The 21,533-nt window shown below is 22.8% G+C and carries 23 protein-coding genes and 1 pseudogene; 15 read left to right on the forward strand and 9 right to left on the reverse strand.

Features of this window, described 5'->3' with window-relative positions; translation table 4 throughout:
* Position 1: 1 nt before the first annotated feature.
* From AAHM89_RS08420 to AAHM89_RS08430, 3 genes are all read right to left on the reverse strand, one after another.
* Complete coding sequence (locus tag AAHM89_RS08420) at positions 2-1,318, reverse strand: hypothetical protein (protein WP_342266045.1); 1,317 nt, start codon at positions 1,316-1,318, stop codon at positions 2-4.
* A 14-nt stretch (positions 1,319-1,332) separates the two neighbouring features.
* Positions 1,333-1,866 (reverse strand): hypothetical protein, encoded by a 534-nt coding sequence (locus AAHM89_RS08425; protein ID WP_342265976.1) that lies wholly within the window; start codon positions 1,864-1,866, stop codon positions 1,333-1,335.
* A gap of 147 nt (positions 1,867-2,013) precedes the next feature.
* The gene (locus tag AAHM89_RS08430) at positions 2,014-2,394 is read right to left on the reverse strand and encodes a hypothetical protein (RefSeq protein ID WP_342266046.1); all 381 of its coding nucleotides are present in this window, start codon (positions 2,392-2,394) and stop codon (positions 2,014-2,016) included.
* Between the two features lie 98 nt (positions 2,395-2,492).
* Between AAHM89_RS08430 and AAHM89_RS08435 the strand changes: the two genes are divergently transcribed.
* The 6 genes and pseudogenes from AAHM89_RS08435 (at position 2,493) to AAHM89_RS08460 (ending at position 9,220) form a co-directional block, all read left to right on the forward strand.
* Positions 2,493-3,680: an Mbov_0401 family ICE element transposase-like protein gene (locus tag AAHM89_RS08435; protein WP_342266047.1), complete on the forward strand. Its 1,188-nt coding sequence runs from the start codon at positions 2,493-2,495 to the stop codon at positions 3,678-3,680.
* A gap of 171 nt (positions 3,681-3,851) precedes the next feature.
* Positions 3,852-4,283 carry a hypothetical protein gene (locus AAHM89_RS08440; protein WP_342266048.1) on the forward strand — a complete coding sequence of 144 codons (432 nt, stop codon included), beginning with the start codon at positions 3,852-3,854 and terminating at the stop codon, positions 4,281-4,283.
* 414 nt (positions 4,284-4,697) lie between these two features.
* A complete protein-coding gene (locus AAHM89_RS08445; RefSeq protein ID WP_252320861.1) occupies positions 4,698-5,078 on the forward strand; it encodes a RidA family protein in 381 nt (126 codons plus the stop codon).
* Between the two features lie 617 nt (positions 5,079-5,695).
* A complete protein-coding gene (locus tag AAHM89_RS08450) occupies positions 5,696-6,193 on the forward strand; it encodes a hypothetical protein (RefSeq protein ID WP_342266049.1) in 498 nt (165 codons plus the stop codon).
* Between the two features lie 78 nt (positions 6,194-6,271).
* Entirely contained in the window at positions 6,272-6,922 is a 651-nt protein-coding gene (locus AAHM89_RS08455; RefSeq protein WP_342266050.1) for a hypothetical protein, read from the forward strand.
* A gap of 1,100 nt (positions 6,923-8,022) precedes the next feature.
* A pseudogene (locus tag AAHM89_RS08460) lies at positions 8,023-9,220 on the forward strand (trans-sulfuration enzyme family protein).
* A gap of 64 nt (positions 9,221-9,284) precedes the next feature.
* On the opposite strand, the gene AAHM89_RS08465 reads toward AAHM89_RS08460, so the two are convergent.
* From AAHM89_RS08465 to tsaB, 4 genes are all read right to left on the reverse strand, one after another.
* Positions 9,285-10,232 (reverse strand): type I phosphomannose isomerase catalytic subunit, encoded by a 948-nt coding sequence (locus tag AAHM89_RS08465; protein ID WP_342266051.1) that lies wholly within the window; start codon positions 10,230-10,232, stop codon positions 9,285-9,287.
* Between the two features lie 33 nt (positions 10,233-10,265).
* Positions 10,266-12,371, reverse strand: a complete 2,106-nt coding sequence (locus AAHM89_RS08470) for a fructose-specific PTS transporter subunit EIIC (protein WP_342266052.1) — start codon at positions 12,369-12,371, stop codon at positions 10,266-10,268.
* 83 nt (positions 12,372-12,454) lie between these two features.
* Positions 12,455-13,297, reverse strand: coding sequence for a MurR/RpiR family transcriptional regulator (locus AAHM89_RS08475; protein ID WP_252320354.1), 843 nt, complete (start codon positions 13,295-13,297; stop codon positions 12,455-12,457).
* A 50-nt stretch (positions 13,298-13,347) separates the two neighbouring features.
* A complete protein-coding gene (tsaB, locus tag AAHM89_RS08480) occupies positions 13,348-13,929 on the reverse strand; it encodes a tRNA (adenosine(37)-N6)-threonylcarbamoyltransferase complex dimerization subunit type 1 TsaB (RefSeq protein ID WP_252320355.1) in 582 nt (193 codons plus the stop codon).
* 212 nt (positions 13,930-14,141) lie between these two features.
* Between tsaB and AAHM89_RS08485 the strand changes: the two genes are divergently transcribed.
* Positions 14,142-14,855, forward strand: coding sequence for a hypothetical protein (locus AAHM89_RS08485; protein WP_338988448.1), 714 nt, complete (start codon positions 14,142-14,144; stop codon positions 14,853-14,855).
* Positions 14,856-15,284: 429 nt separating this feature from the next.
* Here AAHM89_RS08485 and AAHM89_RS08490 read toward each other — a convergent pair whose 3' ends face one another.
* Positions 15,285-16,910: a hypothetical protein gene (locus tag AAHM89_RS08490; protein ID WP_342266053.1), complete on the reverse strand. Its 1,626-nt coding sequence runs from the start codon at positions 16,908-16,910 to the stop codon at positions 15,285-15,287.
* 765 nt (positions 16,911-17,675) lie between these two features.
* On the opposite strand from AAHM89_RS08490, the gene AAHM89_RS08495 reads away from it, so the two are divergent.
* Positions 17,676-17,813 (forward strand): hypothetical protein, encoded by a 138-nt coding sequence (locus tag AAHM89_RS08495; RefSeq protein WP_342266054.1) that lies wholly within the window; start codon positions 17,676-17,678, stop codon positions 17,811-17,813.
* Here the strand turns inward: AAHM89_RS08495 and AAHM89_RS08500 are convergent.
* On the reverse strand, positions 17,810-18,787 hold the full coding sequence (locus AAHM89_RS08500) for an IS3 family transposase (RefSeq protein ID WP_342265776.1): 978 nt from the start codon (positions 18,785-18,787) through the stop codon (positions 17,810-17,812). The two genes, AAHM89_RS08495 and AAHM89_RS08500, sit on opposite strands and share 4 nt — an antisense overlap.
* Before the next feature lie 197 nt (positions 18,788-18,984).
* On the opposite strand from AAHM89_RS08500, the gene AAHM89_RS08505 reads away from it, so the two are divergent.
* The 7 genes from AAHM89_RS08505 to AAHM89_RS08535 are packed head-to-tail and all read left to right on the forward strand — an operon-like array spanning position 18,985 to position 21,196.
* Positions 18,985-19,146, forward strand: a complete 162-nt coding sequence (locus AAHM89_RS08505) for a hypothetical protein (RefSeq protein ID WP_338978831.1) — start codon at positions 18,985-18,987, stop codon at positions 19,144-19,146.
* On the forward strand, positions 19,146-19,382 hold the full coding sequence (locus tag AAHM89_RS08510; RefSeq protein ID WP_174480108.1) for a hypothetical protein: 237 nt from the start codon (positions 19,146-19,148) through the stop codon (positions 19,380-19,382). Before AAHM89_RS08505 ends, AAHM89_RS08510 begins: the two co-directional genes overlap by 1 nt.
* An 11-nt stretch (positions 19,383-19,393) precedes the next feature.
* Positions 19,394-20,218 carry a hypothetical protein gene (locus tag AAHM89_RS08515; RefSeq protein ID WP_342266055.1) on the forward strand — a complete coding sequence of 275 codons (825 nt, stop codon included), beginning with the start codon at positions 19,394-19,396 and terminating at the stop codon, positions 20,216-20,218.
* Positions 20,219-20,234: 16 nt separating this feature from the next.
* The gene (locus tag AAHM89_RS08520; RefSeq protein ID WP_174480221.1) at positions 20,235-20,393 is read left to right on the forward strand and encodes a hypothetical protein; all 159 of its coding nucleotides are present in this window, start codon (positions 20,235-20,237) and stop codon (positions 20,391-20,393) included.
* A 35-nt stretch (positions 20,394-20,428) separates the two neighbouring features.
* Positions 20,429-20,617, forward strand: a complete 189-nt coding sequence (locus tag AAHM89_RS08525; RefSeq protein ID WP_174481134.1) for a hypothetical protein — start codon at positions 20,429-20,431, stop codon at positions 20,615-20,617.
* Position 20,618: 1 nt separating this feature from the next.
* Positions 20,619-20,804, forward strand: coding sequence for a hypothetical protein (locus tag AAHM89_RS08530; RefSeq protein ID WP_281748210.1), 186 nt, complete (start codon positions 20,619-20,621; stop codon positions 20,802-20,804).
* Between the two features lie 17 nt (positions 20,805-20,821).
* Positions 20,822-21,196 (forward strand): hypothetical protein, encoded by a 375-nt coding sequence (locus AAHM89_RS08535; protein WP_342266056.1) that lies wholly within the window; start codon positions 20,822-20,824, stop codon positions 21,194-21,196.
* The last annotated feature ends 337 nt before the right edge of the window (positions 21,197-21,533 follow it).

A 21,533-nucleotide genomic window follows, 5' to 3' on the forward strand; every position in this document is an offset into this window, starting at 1 on the left:
ATTATTTTTTAGTAAATTCTAAATTTACTACTCCATAATAATCACTATTATTACCAGTCATAGTTGCACTTGTTGATTTAATATCAAATTTTGCTTTACCTTTTTCATAACCATTATTACCAGCATTTATTATTGCATTTTCTAATTCATCATTAGTAGGTTTATCACCAGCCATAGTAATTTTTCCTAAATTTCTATAATAAATAACATCTTCTAAATTTAATTTATTAATATCATCATATAAAGTTGATTGATAAGTTGCATTTTCATTTTTAGGATTAGTTAAAAAATCTTTTGCTCTTGCTTCTTTTATTTCTTCAATTGTAGGCATAGTTGGTCTAATTAAATACATTAAATTTGGTCTAATAGCACTAGGTAATGCAAATAAACATTTACCAATAATTTTAATATTATCTGTATCATTATCTAATTTTTGTCTTATTTTAGTAAATGAAATTGGCATACCTCACATATATCTATTAACTACAAAACCATGTGTATTTTTTAAACTATAATCTTTTTCTAAATGCATTGCTTTTTCAGTATCATGAATAAATTCTTGTTCTAAATAAAAACTTTCTCAAAATTCCATACCAGCAATTAAACTTGTATATCTTCTACCATATGCTAATGTATCTGCTGAAATTTGACTATAATTTAAAACAGTAAATGCTTTTGATAAACCTAAATTACTATCAATTCCAGTTGCTCCCATTAAATCTTCTCTATTAGTTCCTACAGTAATATAATTAACTAATTTAATTAATTTATTATTTCTTGCTCAAATTTTATAATAAGCTTCTTTTGCTTGTTCTGCATTCATATTAATTAAATCTAAAGGTAAGACTAATGATTTAGCAATAGCATAATCTTGAATACCATTTAAAAATATTAATTCTAAATTTTCACCTAAATTTCTCATAAATGAAGCTGTTCAATTTGAAACAATTTGTACTGCAATATCTTTTGGTGATTTCATAAATCTTTCAATATCAAATTCTGGAATTTCAAAATCAATTGTTAAATATTTATTAATTTCTAATTTAGTTGTATAAACATCACCTTTTTGTCTTTTAGTACCATTTTTTCAATCTCATGTTGATCCTCATAATACACGAACTGTAGCTCTATAAATTGCTATAGCAACTCCAGCCATTTCACCAATTTGAGTAGCACTACAAGTTCCACGCATAAACATTGTTGATTTTTCACTTGTTAATTCACCACGTACTTGTGCTTCAAGTACACTTAAAATAGCATTTTCAGTAGGATTATTACCTTTAATAAAAAATGCTTCAGGTATTTTTATAGCTCCCATAATAAAACTTCTTTCTATTTACTAATAGATTGAAAAACTTCATTTCTAGTAATTTCAACTAAATCTTCTAATTCTTTTTGATTAGTCATTCCTTGTGTTGTTGCTTTATTTTTTAAATCTTGAGCAATTTTAAAATGGTCTAATGAATTATTATGTAATTTTAAAATTAAATCAGTAGGATTAATTGAATTATCTTGTTGTTTATTTTCTTGTTTAATAGGTTCTGATTTATCAATTAAAAAATCTTTATAATCTTCATTTATTTTATTAAATGCTTCTTGTTTAGATAAAGATTTATAATTATCAGTATTCATTAAATTTTTAATTAAATTTACTTTTTTAGTATCTTTAATATTTGAAAATAATTGTTGCTCTTCAAAACTATTAATTTTATTTTCATATTCTTTTATTTTAGTTTCATATTCACTTAATTTAGGTTCAATATCTTTTTTACTTTCAGCATATACTACATTTCTATGTTGTTTTAGTAAATTTTTAACATCATCTAAACTATAATTCTCTTTTTCATCAAAAGTAAAATCACTCATACTTTTAATCTCCCTTTATTAATTTTTAATAATTCACTTGGTTAATAGGTCACTTTTATATATGTTAATTTAACATATTCACTTTATTAAATTATATCATTTTTATCCTTTAAAATAAAGAAAAAAACCTATATTTATTATAGGTTTTTAATCATTATTTTCTATTTTTCTAGGTTCACAAATATTAATAATTATATTACTTTTTGAGTTATTATCTTCTTCATTAATATCATATTCATTCGGATAACTAACTTGTCAATGTTTATAAATTATTTCTGGTTTTACTAATGATTTTTCTAACATATGAGTTGAAATTATCGCTCTTGCATTATCATAATCTTTAATAAATTTTTTACGTCATGGATTGCTTCTACGTCGGCAATCATAAACAAATTTTCTATCAATTCCAAGTGCATTATTTAATCCTTGTGGAGTTAATATAACCTTTTTAGTTCTTAAATAATTATCAATTTGAGTTTTATAATTAACACTTAATTTTTCACCATATTTTTTTTCTTTTTCTGGCATATTATATCACCTATATTCAATATTTATATACTAATTATAACATTTTAAGCAAAGTATATTACAACACTGAACAATTAATAATTGTTATACTGAAAATTATGTATTTAGAAAGGAATAATATTATGATTTTACTTCCTGAACAATTTCCTCATAATCAGTTTAAAATTAATCATGAAAAACAAATGTTATTAGATTATAAAAATAATTTAATTAATTATGATAAATATTGACATAAAAATGAATATGATAAAAATAAATATAAATATGTTAAAACTGCTAAAAGAACTTTTACATCAATGTATGGAATAGTAAAAGATTTTTATAGAAAAGTATATCAACATAAAATTACTGGTGAATATTTATATCCATTAGATACATATATTAATATTGATAAAAATAAAAAATTTACTAATCAAGTAACAAAATCAATAATTTATGAAGCAGATTTAAATAATATTACATATCCTATAATTAAACATAATTTAAAAATAAGTATATCATTATCAACTATTTGTAGAAGAGTAAAAAAAACTAATATATTTGTTCAAGAATTACCACAAGAAAAAATAAAAATATTACCAACTGATTATATTTATATTCAATCAGATGAATCATATAATAATTTAATTGATAATAATAAAAAAAGAAAATTTAGACATAGAACAGTAAGTATAAGTACAGGTTTTGATTTAAATAAATCTACTGATAATAGACATGTTTTAGAAAATAAATATATTTTTGTTTTGTCAACTAGAAAAGGTCAAAGAATTACTAAAAAAGAATTTGGTAAATCTATAATAACTAATTTAGATAATATTTTTATTGGTTATACTAATGAAAATTTAAAATTAACTGGTGATGGTGCTACTTATCTTAAATCTACTGCTAATTATTTAAAAATTGATTATGCTGTAGATAAATGACATCCATTACAAAAATTAAAACAAGTATTTATTGTAGGAAAAGGTAAAAGAACAAAAGAAAATAATAAAAAATTAAATTATGCATATTATAAATTATTTTTAAATGGTTGTTATTATAAATTATTAGATTATTTAAAAGAAAATAATGCTGATGAAAAAATATATGAATATTTTAAAAATAATAAAAAAGGTATTGAAAATCAAAATGCTATTTGAAATATTGGTTGTAGTGCTGAAAGTGATGTTTATCATTTAATAAAATCTATATCTAATAATAATGCAAAAATTTATTCAAAAGAAGCATTTTTTAATTTATTAAAATTAAAACAAGCAAGAATTAATAAATTAAAAGTATTTGTTTAAATTTATAAAATTTAATAAATCTAAACCTAAATAGTTAGGAATTTTTATTTTATAAAAGTTAATAAAATCTATAATAAGACTTGACATTTACCCTATTTAGGGTTATAATATTTATAACAATTAATAATTTATTTTATCTTTTATTTAAAGAAAATTAAATTATAACTAGACTTGAAATACGCCCTTTTATTATTTTTAGTTAAATTTAAATTAAATATTTATACTAATGTTGATGACTATAATAAAGTTGTCTTATCTAAAAGACAAACTAAGAAAATAATTAAACGTGGTGGATTACCACCTAGTTATAGTGGTGAAACTATGACTTTTAGTTTATGATTTCCTAAGTCCTATTTACAAAAATATAATAGTCGTGCTTTAAATTATATTCATTCGTTAAAGAGTGAATTAAGTACTATTAAAGACTATGAACAGTCACAAGCATTAGATTTTACTGTTGATGATATTAGAGCAGTAGGATTAGACAAGTTGGATAATATATTACAAACTGAAAAGAAAGAAATTGAAAATACTGTATGCCGTACTTGTTATTATAGAAATAAACATTCTAAGAAAAATAAGAAAAATGTTAAAATAGAATAAATCTATATTATTGGTCGGTGCCAACCAGAACCTTGGTTGGTTGGCCGCGCGGGGTTTAGCCCCGCTGGGGTGAGTTGCGAAGCAACGAGGGGCAAAGCCCCTATATACTTGATAATATTTTTTTTACACTTATAAAGGTTAAAAAATAAAAATAAAATTTAATTTTCAATACTGATAATAAAATATTAAATAAATATTTAATTAAAATTAAAATGAAAAATAATTATTAAAAAAATGAAAAGAAAAACATGTAAAATATATTTATAGTTGTTCAAGTTTTAATAATTAATGATGCTAATTTTATATTACTAATTAATTATTTAATACCACGTAAATAACTTAAAAATAACGCTACATTTTACTAATATATTCAATGATGCAAAAACATAATAATTTTAGAAAGAGTGATAAACTATGAAAAATATTATCCATACGCCTAATGCTCCTGCTGCTATTGGGCCATATAGTCAAGCAATAATTGCAGGTGACTTTTTATATATTTCTGGACAATTACCAATTAATAGTAAAACAGGTGAATTTATTGGCACTGACATTTCTTCACAAACTAAACAAAGTTTATTAAATATTAAAGCAATTTGTGAAGCTGCTAATATTACTTTAAATAATATTGTAAAAGTTAATATTTTCTTAAAAGACTTAAATCACTTTGTTGAAATGAATAAAGTTTATGAAGAAATATTTGGTACACACGCTCCAGCAAGAGCAGCAGTTCAAGTCGCTAGAATTCCCAAAGATGCATTAATTGAAATTGAAGCAATTGCTTATTTAAAATAATTTTTCCAATTTTATTTTTTTTATTGCATATCTAAATTTTTAACTATAAAATTAAGTCAAGATTTATTTAGAAAAAGTACTTTAAAATTTAAAAAGTTTTATTCATATAATAATGATATTAGTAAAATAAACTAATATCATTTTTAATGATACATTACTACACTTTCCAATTTAATATTCTTACTACAATTTCACACTTTTCTCAAAATTCTAAATATTTTATACTTAAAACAATAATAAAATACATTCTAAATAAATCTTAATTTTAAAAATAAATTATAAATTAACAAAAAATAAAATTCAATATTACTTAAACTATAAATAAAATAATAATTGAATTTAAAATATAAATTTAAAGATTACTAGTAAAAAGTAACCTTTTTTATTGACAAAACATTTTTTTGTTATAAAAACTAAAAATATTATAGTACTTTCATATAAATTAAAAAATTATAAGTAAAAAATAAAGTTTTAATTGTTTATGGCATACTAAAATTTCTAATAATAAAATTAATTTAAGATTTTATTAATATAACCTTTCATTTGTAAGTTAAAATAACTACTAGAAAAAATATTAATAAAGTCTTAAAAAATTATTAAAAGAAAGAAGACATATTATGTTAAACAAAAAAATAAAAGCAAATGCTATTTCAAATAACATTTCTTTTCAATGAAATAGTGAACAATCTATGCCAGTTTATGGATTACAAGCAATATCAAAAATTAATGATAAAATATTTTGTGTTATTATTAAAGACAATATTATTGGTTTTTATACAATTGATAAAGAGAATAATCTAATTTTATTAGCAGACTATGAACAAGACAGAGCATATCCAATTGAAAATGGTTCAGGAATTGCTTTTACTAATGAAGAAGATAATAAAAAATGGGACAAAAAAATTTATTATCAATTTTTAATAAGTGATGGAAAAAATACTGCACAAACACAATTTTTTATTTTAGACTTAAGTGATGAAGCTAAACCAGAAGTTAGTGCAACAACAGTTTATCGCTTAACTGGAAGTGATAATCCATTTTTAAATAACTATAATAATCGTCATGTATACCTATACGAACATTATATAATTGTTACTCATTCCGCAATGTGATAGAAAAGTTCAGTAGCAATTATATTAGATTTAAAAGAAGACAATGTAACAATAAAACAATCTGCTGATGATAATCTTTATATGACATTTAATGAAAAAAGTGGGTATTTATATTTTGTTGATAATTATAAACAATTTACTGCATATAAAGTTAATAATAAAAATACATTAACATTAAAAAATAAATCTGACTTAATATTTTCAAAAATGTTTACAAATGGTTCAAATAGTTATGTTATTAGTAAAAATAAAAATAATGACTATACAATTGAACAAATATTTATTACTAGTTTAGATGATATTGTAACTTTATTTCCAGTCATTAAAGATAGCAAAGCTGCTATTATACTTGATGCTTATAAAATTAAAAATAATTTTTATTTTTATGGAATAAATTATAATAAAGAAAGTTTAATTAAAACTGCATTTATTTACAAATTAATTACTAAAGAAAAGCAGTTAGAAGAAATAGGAAAATATAATTTTGTAAAAACTTATGAACATGAAATAGTATATCATAATTTTAATGAAGAATATTTATATGTTAATCGCGGAGAAGAATTTATACGTATTAATATCGTAACAAAAAACAATGAAATCTTAAATATTGGTCTTATAGAAAGTAATGAACTTTTAAGTATAGTTTATGATAAAAATAAAACTTATTTAGGAGTTAGTAAACAATCTACACCTAAAATATCAAATATCTCTTTAATTGAAAACATTTGATAGTAATTTTTCAGATATTCTTTAGTTCTAAAATAAAAAAATTTACTTTACACAATTAAAATTATAGTAAAATACAATAATATCAAAATTAACAAATAAATTAAAAAAATAATCAAGTTAAAAGATAATTATAAAATTAAACTTTCTAGGAATTAGTATAACTTAATTTTACAAAGCATTAGTTTAAAATAATTCTATCTTTAAAATTTACAAAAATGAACAACTGTAATATTTTAATTTTAAATAAACATAGTTCATTTTTGTTATATTTTCAAAATTGAAAAATTAAATGTTTTAAAACTAATGTATCATTAGATTTTTTTCTGATAAATTTTTATAATTTATTATTAAAATATATTTAAAATTTTTATAATAAAATGAAAAACTAATAATCATTTGTAAACTAATATTTAATTTTCTTTTACAATTTTTGCATTCCAATTGATAATTAAATTTTAATACATATAATATAGATTTTAATTATAATAAATTATTTTTTTAACATAAAAATATTTATTGCATATGTAAACTTTTGAATATAAAATTAAGTCAAGATTTATTTAGAAAAAGTACTTTAAAATTTAAAAAGTTATATTCATATAATAATGATATTGTAAAATAAATTAATATCATTTTTAATGATACATTACTACACTTTCCAATTTAATATTCTTACTACAATTTCACACTTTTCTCAAAATTCTAAATATTTTATACTTAAAACAATAATAAAATACATTCTAAATAAATCTTAATCTATATAAAATATCAATAATAAACTAAAATTATGTTAATTAATAAAAACTATAATAAGTATTGAATTTAAAATATGAATTTAAAGATTACTAGTAAAAAGGTAACCTTTTTTATTAAAAAAAATTTACTATAAAAATAACAAAAAGATATTGTAGTATTTTCATATAAAATTGAATATTAGATTATAACTACTTTTTTAAAACAGGATTGTTAACATTAATCTAAGATATTTATATACTTTAATATAAACTTGCTACCTTTATTTATATAAAAGGTAGTTTTAAAATACAAAATAAATGGAAAAAAACATAAAAATAAAATAAATTTATATCTATAAGGAGATAATTATGACAAAAATTAAAAAAAATAAAAATAATTACCACATTGCAACTAAATTAGTTCATTGTGGTAATTATAATGATAAATTTGGAACCGCTCTACCTCCTATTTATCTATCAACAACTTTTGCTTTTGATAGTGCCGAACAAGGTGGTAGGATATTTAATTTACAAGAAGAAGGATATGTTTATACAAGAATTGGTAATCCAACAACAACTGTTTTAGAAAAACGAATGGCACATTTAGAAGGATCAGAAAAAGCAATTGCTTTCTCATCGGGTATGGGGGCCATTGCATCTACTTTTTGAACATTATTGAATGCTACTGACCATTTATTATCATCAAAAACAATTTATGGTGGTACTCATTCACTTATTGAAAAAGGAATATCACGCTTTCAAATTGAAGTTGATTTTGCTGATTTTACTAAACTTGATGAAATTAAAAAAAATTTAAAACCAAATACTAAAGTTGTTTTTTTCGAAACACCAGCTAATCCTACTTTAGAAATTTTAGATATTAAAGCAATTAGTGATATTGTCCATCAATATAATCCGCAAATTCAAGTAATTGTTGATAATACTTTTTCTACGCCAATCATTACTAAACCATTAATTTTTGGTGCTGATATTGTTATCCATTCAGCAACAAAATATATTAACGGTCATTCTGATGTTATGGCCGGAATTGTTTGTGGTAAAAGTACTTTAATAAATAAAATTCGTTTTGAAGGATTAAAAGATTTAACAGGAGTTGTATTATCACCTCATGATGCCTTTCTTGTTTTAAGAGGACTATCAACGATTATGAAGAGCTTGCAAAAATGCAAGAATAATTGCAGCAAGATTAAAAGAACATCCTAAGATTAAAAAAGTATTTTATCCTGAACTAACTAATTTAGCAACAGAACAAGTACTTTATGAACAACAAATGAAATTACCAGGAGCAATGATTAGTTTCGAATTAAAATGTGGATATGATGGAGGAATCAAACTATTAAATAATTTAAAATTAATAATTTTGGCAGTTTCTTTAGGTGGAGTTGAGTCATTGATTGAACATCCTGCTTCAATGACACATTCTACTTATAATGCACAAGAATTAGCAGATGCAAATATTTCAGAAGGTCTTGTTCGTCTTTCAATTGGTATTGAATATGTTGAAGATTTGTGAAATGATTTGGAACAAGCATTAAAAAAACTATAATAATTATTTATATATAAAAAATAGACTCATGAGTCTATTTTTCATTTATAAATAAAACAATTTATTAGCAATATGCAACCATCAACAACATATTACCACTTAAACAAAAATCAGTATAACCATTTGGTAAAATAAATGAGTCACCTTTTTTAATACTAGTATCATCAATTATACCATTACCATCCAATACTGAGATTTGCAATCATCTAGTATTAGGATAACTATAATGCTTAATTCCTTCATTAATTAATTTAATTAACTTAAAAAACTTGTTATCAACTAAATAATTATCATGGCCATTAGCTTCACTACTATTTAAATCAGGAACTAAAACAATAGTTGATGCTTCTTTCAAATGCAAATTTCGTAAATTACCAAGTTCATCTTTACGATCATAATCATATAAACGATATGTAATATCTGATGATTGTTGTAACTCAAAAACCATAGTATGTGCCAATAAACCATGAATTTTTAGAGAAGGAACATAAATAAATTGATCTTTTTTAATTGGTATATATTTTAATAGTTTATGTCATTGTTCTTTTGCCAATCATTGATTAAACTGATCTTTGGTTTTAGCATTATGACCCAAAATAACTCTACCTTTGGGTAAACATTCTAATATATACCAACATTCAGTTTTTCCTAAACATTGATGATTTTTTTCTGCGAATTTATCATCGGGGTGAATTTGAACGCTTAAACTATCATTTGCGTCTAAAATTTTTGTTAACAATGGATATTCTTTATTAATCACACTACCTGAACTATCAAGATTAGCAAATAAACTAGGTTGCTGTTTAAACAATTCTGCTAAACTTAATCCTTTATACTCGCCATTTAAAACATAACTCATTCCATTGGGATGAGCACTAACTAATCATGCTTCACCAATTGGTGTATTTTTAGGTAAATCAAAATTAAATTTGTGTGCTAATTTTTGACTACCTCATAATTTGCGAATAAAAGCAGGTTTTAAAAAAAATATTTGTGATGTGCTATTATTCATATTCACTCTCCTAAACTTTGATTATTTGTTCAATTAAACTTTATTTTTACTATTTTTAGATTTAGTTTTTTTACTATTAAATATTTTCATGATTCTTTCATTCATTAATTTAAAAACCTTAATATTACGTGATTGAATAATTAATAATCCACCATATACTAAACAAGTAACAATACTTCCAACAATAATGGCTAAAAAGAATAAAAGAATACTTACCCAAAGCACATAATTAACTGAACTAACTGCACCTAAGATAGCAACAATAGGACCACCATGACCAGCAGCATCAGTTAATAAGAAAGCACCAGCAATACTACCAGCAACAGCACTACCAATAATATTACTAATAATAGCACGTTTTGGATCTCTTACTGCAAAAGGAATCGCACCTTCAGAAATACCAATACACCCCATTAACATTGCTGTTAAACCTAATGTACGTTCACTTTCATTAAAGAATTTACGAAAAATCAAAGTTGTTAAACCCATTCCAAGTGGTGCAACAGGAATAGCTGCAGCTACTGCTCCCATAAATAATTGTGAGCTAGGATCAGCAGTTATCGTTGTTGAAGCTGCTAAAAAAGCAACTTTGTTAATTGGACCACCCATATCAAATCCAATCATGGCTCCTAGCAACATTCCAATTGCTGCCATTGCTTCACGTGGCATGTGGGTTAACCCATTTTGAAATTGTTCCATTATTCAACCAATTGGAGCTCCAATTGCATAAATAAAAGTGAAACTAATTAAAAATGTTACTACAATAGGAATAAAGAAAATTGGCATAATTGGAGCAATAGTCTTTGGTACTTTTCAAGTAATAATTCATCTTACTAAATATCCAACACTTGGACCAATTAATAATGCTCCTAAAAATCCAGCAGAAACCTTTGGCTCTAAACCAGCAATTGGATAAACTAATCCTGCTGTATTAGCAACATATGCACTTACCATTGCCGGAACCAAGGCAGCACGTCCTGCAATTGAATTAGCGATAAAACCAGCTAAAATTGGAATCATTAATGTAAAAGCAATACTTCCAGCTTGATTCATAAAATAAAGAAAATGATTATGTGGTAACTTGGAAATATCAAAGTCAGCACCATAAACTGCTTTAGCAATACCAATTGATAATGCTAACATAATTCCACCAAAAACAACAAATGGCACCATATAGCCAACACCAGCCATAATATGTTTCATAATTCCCTGTTTATCAGTAGTAAATAAATCATTTGATTTATTTTCTTTTTCCGCTTTTTGTCCCGATTCTGACTTGTTTATTTCATAAGGTTTTGCGTTAGCAAAAGCATCATTAACAATACTTTCAGGATTTTTAATAACTTTGCTAATTTCTACTTTATATAATGGTTTATTATTAAAACGCTCTAATTTTAAATCTGCAACACCGGCCGATACTGCAATAATAACTAAATCAGCATTGGCAATATCAGTTGCTGTAAAAGCACCTTTAATACCAATACTACCATGAGTTTCAACTTTAATATTATAACCTAAATTTTTTGCAGCAATTTCTAATTTATCTTGTGCAATATAAGTATGTGCTACCCCAACTGGACAAGCAGTAATTGCTATAATATTTTTAGTTTTTTTTGAAGAAACTTTCATATCTTCACTAATAGTTTTACTACTAGTTTCAACATTAGATTTATTATTAATATTTAGTGATTGAATAATTACTTTTTTATCTTTTGAATTAAATAATATTGATTGAAATTCCGGTTTTGTTAATCTTTGTGCCACTTTTGATAAAATTTCCAAGTGCTCATTACCAGCACTTTTTAGTGGCACAATTAAAGCAATAATTGCTTTAACGGGTTGTTCATCTAGTGCTTTCCAAGGAATTGGCTGTTTAAAACGCATAATAAAAATTCCTGATTTAACAATATCTTCATTACGAGCATGTGGCACAGCAACTCCACCACCAAAACCAGTAGTTCCTTCTCCTTCTCTTTGTAGAAAACTATTAACTAGTGATTTTTCACTAATATTTTTTTTCAAAAAACCTAATTTTTTAGCAGAAGTTGCTATTTCTTGAAAAGCTTCTGCTTGTGTTTTACAATCAGATTCAAGAAAAACGTGTTCTACTGTCAAAATATCATCTTGTTTAGACAACATACTTCATCTCCTTACTTAATAAATATTCATGACATAATATTAAATTATTATTTTTAAAAAAAACAGTTTTTTTATTTAAAAAATTAATTAAATTTTTTAATTACTTTATTAGTTTTAATTCTATTTTCTAAATATCAATCTTTATGCTTTGATTTTAATAAATATGTTGTTACTAAATCATTAAAATAAGTAATAGCAAATAATGGAGAAATAAATATTTCTTGTGCTTCATAAAGTCCTGAAGAAACAATATTAAATGTTCAATCAGCATAAGTCACTAATTCAGTTTTATCTTGTGATGTAACAACTGCAATTTTAGCATTATTCTTTTTAGCAAGTTTAGCTGCTTCAACAATAGTAGCGGTTTTACCTGATAATGAAAAAAGAATTATTACATCTTCTGGAATAATTAAAGAAGCATGCATTAAAATACTATCATCATCTTTATTTAAACAGATTGATCGTAAACCAAACCGATATAATTTATTTGATAAATCCTCCGCACCTAAACCAGAATGACCAATACCTGCTAAATAAATACAAGCTTTACGATTATCATCTATTCAATTAATAAATCTTTGTAATTCCTCATAATTAATCGTTGAATCATTTAAATCCATTAGTTTTTTATAATGTTCTTTTAAAACACTACGATCACCAAAAAACTCACGATTTAAAGCTTTGAAAGTAGTTTCTTGCGCAGCTAAACTAATGATAAATTCACGATAACCTTTAAATCCTAATTTCTTAATTAAATTATAAACAACACTATAACCAACAGTATTTTCTTTAGCCAAAGAACTAATAGTAACTTGATCCATTTTTTGACTATTCTTATTAATATAGTTAATAAGAACTTTTTCTTTTTTTGTGAAATTATTTTCTTCCTTTGATACTCTAGATCAAAAATTATCATTGATAAGCATGTAAAAACTCCTTTTTAAACTAATGTAAAATATTTAAATATTATTATTTTTTAATTATGTGATGAAAATGGATCATTAATATAATATGGTTGCAAATCTTCCATGTTTTTTACTTCGATAAAATATGGTGACAACTTTTGAAAATTTTCCACAATATTACACTTTTCTAAATTTTCAATTATTTTATAATCTAGTAAATCACTAATAATACCAATTTTAGCATTTTCATCTACTAATTGCGGCTGAATAATTATTTTTCCATTATCACATACTGCCAAATAACTTTTATTATTGTATGCTGACAAAACACTTATTGATTTTATTAATCCTGCCTGTAATAATAAACTATTAATAGTAAAAACCGTTAAAAAACTATTCAAAACTTTAAGTGTTTTGACAAAAGTAATTGCTACTCTAATTCCAGTATAACTGCCAGGACCATTTGCAATAACTACTTTTGAAATATCTTTTAATTTTATTTTACATTTTACAAGTAAATTAGTAATAGTTGGAATTGCCAATTCTGTTTGTTTTTGTCAAGCAATAAATGATGAACTTGCTAAAATTTTATTAGCTTGCAAAATCACCACTGTTAATTTGTTATTTGTTGTATCTAAATATAATTGATACATAACATCACCTTATTATTTCATTTAGTTGCTATTAATAATTTTCTAATATCTTACATACTTATTATAATATCATGTATAATGTAATTAAAATAGAAAAAATATAGAATTGTGAGTTGATCCATATGGGAATAGGAAAAAATATAGGATTTAAAAGTAAATTTTCTGATTTTTTACTTTGATCTGGACTAATTATTGCTGTTATAGGTCTAATAATGCAATTTGCAATAGTTTTAATTGAGTATAAACCAATAACAGTTGGAACACCTAATCCTCATAATTTATGAACTCCAGATGGCCCATGAGTTGGTATTTGAACAATGATTTCTACCTTTACTATTCAGTCAAATTTTTTAGTTTTTCTTTTCTTTTGTTTTGTATTAACAAATCGTTTTCATGACAATCGCGCACAATTTGTTTTTGGGCGCTTTTCATTAGCAATTACTGTTTATATTACCGTAACTCTTATCGTATTTTTTGCTGTATTATTTAAACCAATGATAAATAATTTAGATAGTAGTAATAGTATTAGCATATTAAATTTTATAAATACATTTTTATTACATTTAATAGTACCAGTGATAGTGATTTTATATTTTATGTTTTCTGCTGGTAAATACTACTGAAAACTTGGAAAACAAACATATCTTTGAATACCAATTATTTCTATTTACATGTTTGTATATTTAGGTTATGCACTTGCTAAAGGAAATTTTGTTGGTTTTTTAAGAAAAGGAACAACAGAAATTGATTATTCATTTCCATATCCATTTTTAGATTTTCATAAAAGTTTAACTACTTTCTTTATTTATATCTTTGCAATTTTAATCTTATACATAATTTTGATGTTACTTTTTACTCTTTATAATAATATCCTTTATAAAAAAAATAATAAACCAATAGCGGCTTTAAGAGATACAAATTTTTAATGTAAAATAATTTATAAATAAAGTGTACTAGTTTATAAACTAGTACACTTTATTACTATTATTTATTATTTAAAAAATATTGAAAAAAAATTGTAGGGAGGAATATATATTTGTGAAAAGTAAAAATTTGAAATTGTATTATTTTTTTTAAATATTATTTTGTTATTTTTTGCCTCCTTTTTCTTAATATATTTTATTTTAAAATTATATAAAAACTCCTTGTATAGCATATATAGTATACAAGGACTTAAAGTCAAATATAAAATTAAAACCGGCATTACCTAAATATTTTCTAAACATTTATAACTGCCATTTTTATTGTAACTCACTAAAAAGAAAAAACAAGTAATAACATTTTTTACACTTATCATTTTATATTTTTATATAAAATATTGTTTTTTAACAAGTACTACTTAAAAATAACAAACTTTATTTTAAATATTTCTTTTTACGAATAATAACAACAACTATTGGAATTATAGTTAAAAAACTAATAATGAATCCACAAATGATAATAATATTTCAATTATTAACTAACATTTTAGTTGTTAATGATATATTAACATCTCAGGGACGATCTGAATTATTACTTTGTAAATAATTAACATAATTTTGTTTAGTAATATCACCTTGATATTGAATAAATCATGATAAAAACTCACCAGCAGCATTATTTTTTAAATCTTCAATTTTAATACTATTGTTAGTAGCACTAGTTAAATATTGTTGAAAACCCGCTAATAAATTATTAGTTTTTTCAAAAAAATCAGTACAATTTGGAAAATTAGGTATTTTTGTATTGCTTCTATAAACAGTAATATATTGTTCAGAAACAGCTTGACGTTGTAAGTCAGATGTATCTAAACCTATACAATAAACTTGAAAATTACTTCCTTGATTAAGAGTTAAATTATCACCATCTTTAATAGGTGTTCCCAAATCATTTTTTGCTTTTTGTAAAGTTTGTGAATCAACTTTTCATTTTAGTCAATGTTGTTGTGAATCACTAATATTTACTTTAGCTTTCTCAATAGCTTTATTCATAACTATTAATGTATTTTTATTATCTTGTGAATTATTTTGAACTAAATATTGAGGTACAATTACAGGATTTTCTTTAACTTTTTCATCACTAATAGTACTAAATTGAATATTTGAACTATTATTTGTTAACTTAATAGTTTTACTATAACCACTATCTTTAACACTAACATTAAAAATAGTTGATTTTAAATGATCACCTGGTTTATGATTTAATATTGCATAACTAATTGAACCATTATCAAAAACTTCATCATTTTTATCATTTATTAATAATTGTTCATTCTTATCATTTTTATTTTTTGCTAAAATAGCTAACATTGGTTGATTAGTATCATTGGGATTACCATTATTAAGTGGCAAAATCGCTAACCGATCTTGAACACTTTTATGACTATTTAAAAAATCATCGCTTGGTTTAATCATATAAGGAATACTAAAATAATTATTAAAATCTACCCTAGGATTTACCGTTGCAAAAATACCATTGTTAATCTGCGCTGGTAAACTATTATCATGGTAACCAACATAAACATAGCCAAAACTAGCAATATCATTAAAACTTTGTTTAGCAACACTACGACCAATAACTTTATCAGTAAAATATTTAATACCATTATCTGGCAAGATATTATTAGCTTTGTTTTTAATTTGTTTCTTAAATTTCTCATTAACATCTTTACTAAGATTATCATTTGGATTATTATTAACCTTATTAATAAGGTCTGATCAATCATTAAATTGTTCTGTTATTACTTCTTTATGCAATCTAATAAAATCTTCATAATTATTATTAATTGAATTTCAAGTATTAGCTTCACTAATTAAATTTTTATTATTTTCCTTAACAGTAATATGAAACCCAGAAAGTTTGTTACTCTCATTAACAGTACTAATATTAGATTGATGATTAGTAACTATCATTAAACTACTAGTAAGAGATAATGCCAAAGCCAAACTTATTGTTTTAAAACTTTTAGTTTTTTTAAAACTAAAAGATAAGAAATTTGTCATTATGATTACTCCTTTTTTACCTATTATTTGTGTTTATAATTATAATATTAAATTAAGCATATTTAATTAAATACTTAAAATCTTAGTTTTAATAAAATAAAACTAAGGATATATAATCAATTATTAAACTTTTTGTTAAATCAACATATATAATTTTAATACTTATATAATTACTTATATATTCATTAAAATTATAAGGATAAAAATTATATCCTTAACATTAAGGATAAACTTTATTAGCAAAAAATCAAGATTAAATAATTAATAAGTTAATTTTTTTTAACTTATTAAGTGTTTTAAATAATCAGTTAGTAAATATTAATAGTGATAAGGAAAAACTTGATATACTAAATAAGTAGCATATTCAATCATAATAAAAAAATAAATTTCCTATCAAAAATTTAATTAAATTTAATTCTAATATAAATAGGAGAAAAAATATGAATTGAAAAAATAGTAGTGAATACCGATTAAAAAAAAAGAAATCTTATTAAATTTATTTGACGTTTATTTGGCCTACTTATTATTTCTTTATTTTTAATTTTTGATTTAATAATTACTATTAATTATCCCAATGCTTTCATTGTTCCTAATGTTAATAAACCAACTGAAAGATTAGCAATTTATTATTTTTATTTTACAACTCAAACTAATTATTTAGTACTCATTTATTTATTTGCTTTTTTATTTGAAAGTAAATTTAAAGAAAACTCAAAACCAAGTTTTTATATTTTATTAAGCATTACTATTTATATTACAATTACAATGTTAGTATTTTGAATAGGTATCATTAGTAATAGCCAAGAAAGAAGTAAATATGGAACTGATATTTATTTATGATTTAAAACAATAATTCGGTGGTTGGCCCTTAATTACTGGACCATTTTTGATATAAAATTCTAAATTTTAATTTGTAAAATTGGTGGTTTTAGAAATTTAGAATGTATTCTTTCATAATTATAAAACATAACATATTGATTTACATCATTTATAGCTTCATTGATGGATAAATATTGATTTGATCCTTTAGGTAGTCATTCTTGAGATAAATGAGAAAATCAGTTTTCAGATAATACATTACCACCAATATCATAAGGTTGTTTTTTGCTTAAAATTATTTGTTTATCCTCTGCTCATTTTGTGATATCCTGACAATAAAATTCGTTGGCGTTATCTGAATGTAAAATAACATTTTTTACTTGATTTCAAGAAAATTGTTTGTTGATTTTTTCAAGAGCAGGAAGAATTAAATCCTGATATGATTTATTAGGAGCAATATTATAACTAACAACATTATTTGAATAAAAATCAATAATTACAAAAAGATATAATCATCCTTCTTTAGTATTTATTTGTTTAGTGTCCATTGATCAAATTTGATTTGAAGAGGTTGTACTTTTATAATCTTTGTTTACTTTATCCATTGTAGGTATTCACTTATTTGGATTTTTTTTGTTTTTAGGATAGTTATTTTTAGTTTGTTTTAATCCTTGAATATTGTGTTCTTTCATAATTTTTCGCATTTGTTTTATTGATAATTCTATATTTAAAATGATATTTTTTTCTTGTTTTAATCACTCTTTAAAAGCTGAAAAAATTCTTAAATATCCATAAATTCTGCCTTTTCTTGTAGAATGAAATTCGATTAAAAGTTGGCATATTTTTTGATATTTATGATTGCATTTAATAATATGATTTTCTTCTTTTTTAATAGGTTTTTGTTTATTTTTTAAAAAGTAATATGTTGATCTGTTTAATTGAAGATATTGACATAGGTTTCTAATTGAATATTGATTTTTACAATCATCAATAATTTTAATTTTTTCTTTGATATTTAATTTGTTAATTACTAATGCTATTTGTTTAATTTTATCCATTAATAAAAATCCTTTCAGGTTAAAATTAGTGTTAATTATATAACACAATTGTTTTTAGAATACATTCAGGTTTTTTAAATTAATGGTCTAGTAAAAAGGGCTAAGTGGCAAGTGGCAAGTGGCCTTTAAACATTCCTAAAAATCGTGCATTTTGTTCAATCAATGTTAAATGATTTAAAAAATGAAAAGAGTAAAAAATGATATTATGAAAAATTTTATTAATAGCACCAATATTAATAACAAGTATAACACTAATAATATTTTTAATTTATATAATTAAAGATTTAAAAAATGAATATAAAATATTGAAAATATTAAGTGAAATTTCTAATCAAATTAAAAATAAGGAGAATAATTAATGATAATATTACCTACTTTGTTTGAAAATAAAGATGAAATTGAAATATTATCACCATTTCCAAAAGCAATTCATACAAGTAATGATATTAGAGCAATTATTTTAAGACAATACCCAAATGTTAAATCAAAACACATAATTGTTTCTGACCCCGAAAGTAATGTTGCATTAATAGTTGGTGATAATGATGTTTATCAAGGTTGAATTAAAGTAACAATTAAAAAATTAGAAAATTAAAGGAGATTAAAATGCCAAATATAGAAAATCAATCAAATTATACTTTAACTAAATTAATTAGAACTGGTATAAGTCCTATTTGTGCAATGATTGGTACAAGTGCTTATTATGGTCAAGTAATTGCTAAACCAATATTAGGTTCAATTAATAGTTTATTATTTGGTAAAAAATTAGGTTTAGATATTTGAAATTTAAATCAAAGACCAAATACTAAAACTAAATTAATTAATAGTTCTAAAAAAATAGCATTAGGATTAGGAACAATTGGTTTAGCAAATTATAGTAAATGAACAGAAAATAATATTAATCCTATTATTCCAATAACACCAATTCCAATAACTACTACAACCACAACAGAAGGTCCGCCATGATTACTATTAAATAAACAAGAACATCAGTCATTAATGGATTGAGATACTTATATTTCATTAAATACTTATGGTATTTCAAATCTTATTAGTGGATTAACTGAGTTAATACCTAATAAATTTGAAACAATAAGAAAAATTTGTAATATGGCAACTGGTGGTTGTTTAATATCAAGTGGGGTTGCTATGGGTATTAATAATGATTTTATGAATGCTTATGCAGTACCTACCATAGTTGCTGGTGCAAGTGAAATAATCCATAATTTATTACCTATTGAAACTACAAATCATATTCAAGAAATGCAAGAAACATCATTTAATGATGAAACTGCAAGATTAGTAAATGATAATAGATTCACAATTAATAGTGAAACAACTAGTCAATACGGTAGTGATAATATGAGCAAAGTAGCATTAAATCACGATAATGCTTCATTAAATTGAGATTATAATCACATGAGTTTATAAAGGAGGTGAGTAATTTATGAATAAAGAAAAATTAATTGAATATTATAATCACGAAATAAAAACACATAAAGAAAGGATGGAACAATTAAATAAAGAAATTTCTTTATTAGTAACTATTATAAGTAATTCACAATCAATGATTGAAAGAATTAATGGTGGGCAATTTGATGAATAATTAAAAAAATTAAAAATTGAAAGGAAAATATTCAAATGAAAGAATTTTTACATGAATTAATAATTATTGGAACAAGTGTTGGAACATTAATATGCAGAGAAATTATTGTTTTATTAAAAAGATTTATCACAACTCCAAAACATGTTAGAGCAAATAACAAAATTATCAAACATCAAAAAAAATTAGCAAAATTAAACGAAAAAATTAATAAAGGAGAAAAATAATATGACAAAAATTGAATTTAATGAAAAATATAGAAAACAAGATATCAGTATTGATAGAGATTTTGATTTACATATTGATAATTGTTTTAAATTTTCTGATATTGATACATTAGAAAACGCAGTTAATGATTATAAAAAATTAATAAGTGAAATGCCACAATTAGTTAAAGATTGATTATTGGGATAAGATTAGGAGAATGTTAAATGTTAGAAAATGAAAATAATGTTCAACAAACAACTGAACCTTTAAATGAAAATAATGCTCAACAAGAAATAGAAAATAAAGTTAATGAAGCAGAAAATAAGTTAAATAAACTTAATTTAGAAATTAAAGAAAAAGAAATTATTAATATATTTAAAAAATATCAAGTTAAAACTGAATTTTATGATTATTTAAAATTTAAAACAAGTAATATAGAAAATTCAAAAATTGAAGAAACTATTAAAAAAATGATTAAAGAACAACCAGTATTTAAACAAACAATTAATACAGGTGGTAATAAACAAATAATTATTAATAATAAACCAAATGATAAAGAAAATTTTTTAATTAATTATAAAAAGAAAAATTATTTATAAACGAAAGGAAGAAATAAAATGTCAGTACCATTTAATCAAAATTTAGACAATACAGAGAGATTAGTAGAAGCACCATAATTTATAGAGTTTTTTAAAATTTCAAATAGTCCATGGGCAAACTTTTTTCCTACTGAAATTGTTGACTCAGTAAATATTGAATTTATTGTTAAAAAACCAAAAAAACCGGAAGTAAAAAATATTGCTTGGGATGATAAAAGTAAAAGATATGAATTACCATATGTTGATACAGATAAAATTAGTAAAAAAATAACTAAAAAATATCTTGCAGGAGAAATTATTGCAGATGTAGATTTAAAAGCAAATAATGGACAAAATT

The organism is Spiroplasma endosymbiont of Villa modesta (genome assembly GCF_964030925.1).
Classification (GTDB): domain Bacteria; phylum Bacillota_I; class Bacilli_A; order Mycoplasmatales; family VBWQ01; genus Spiroplasma_E.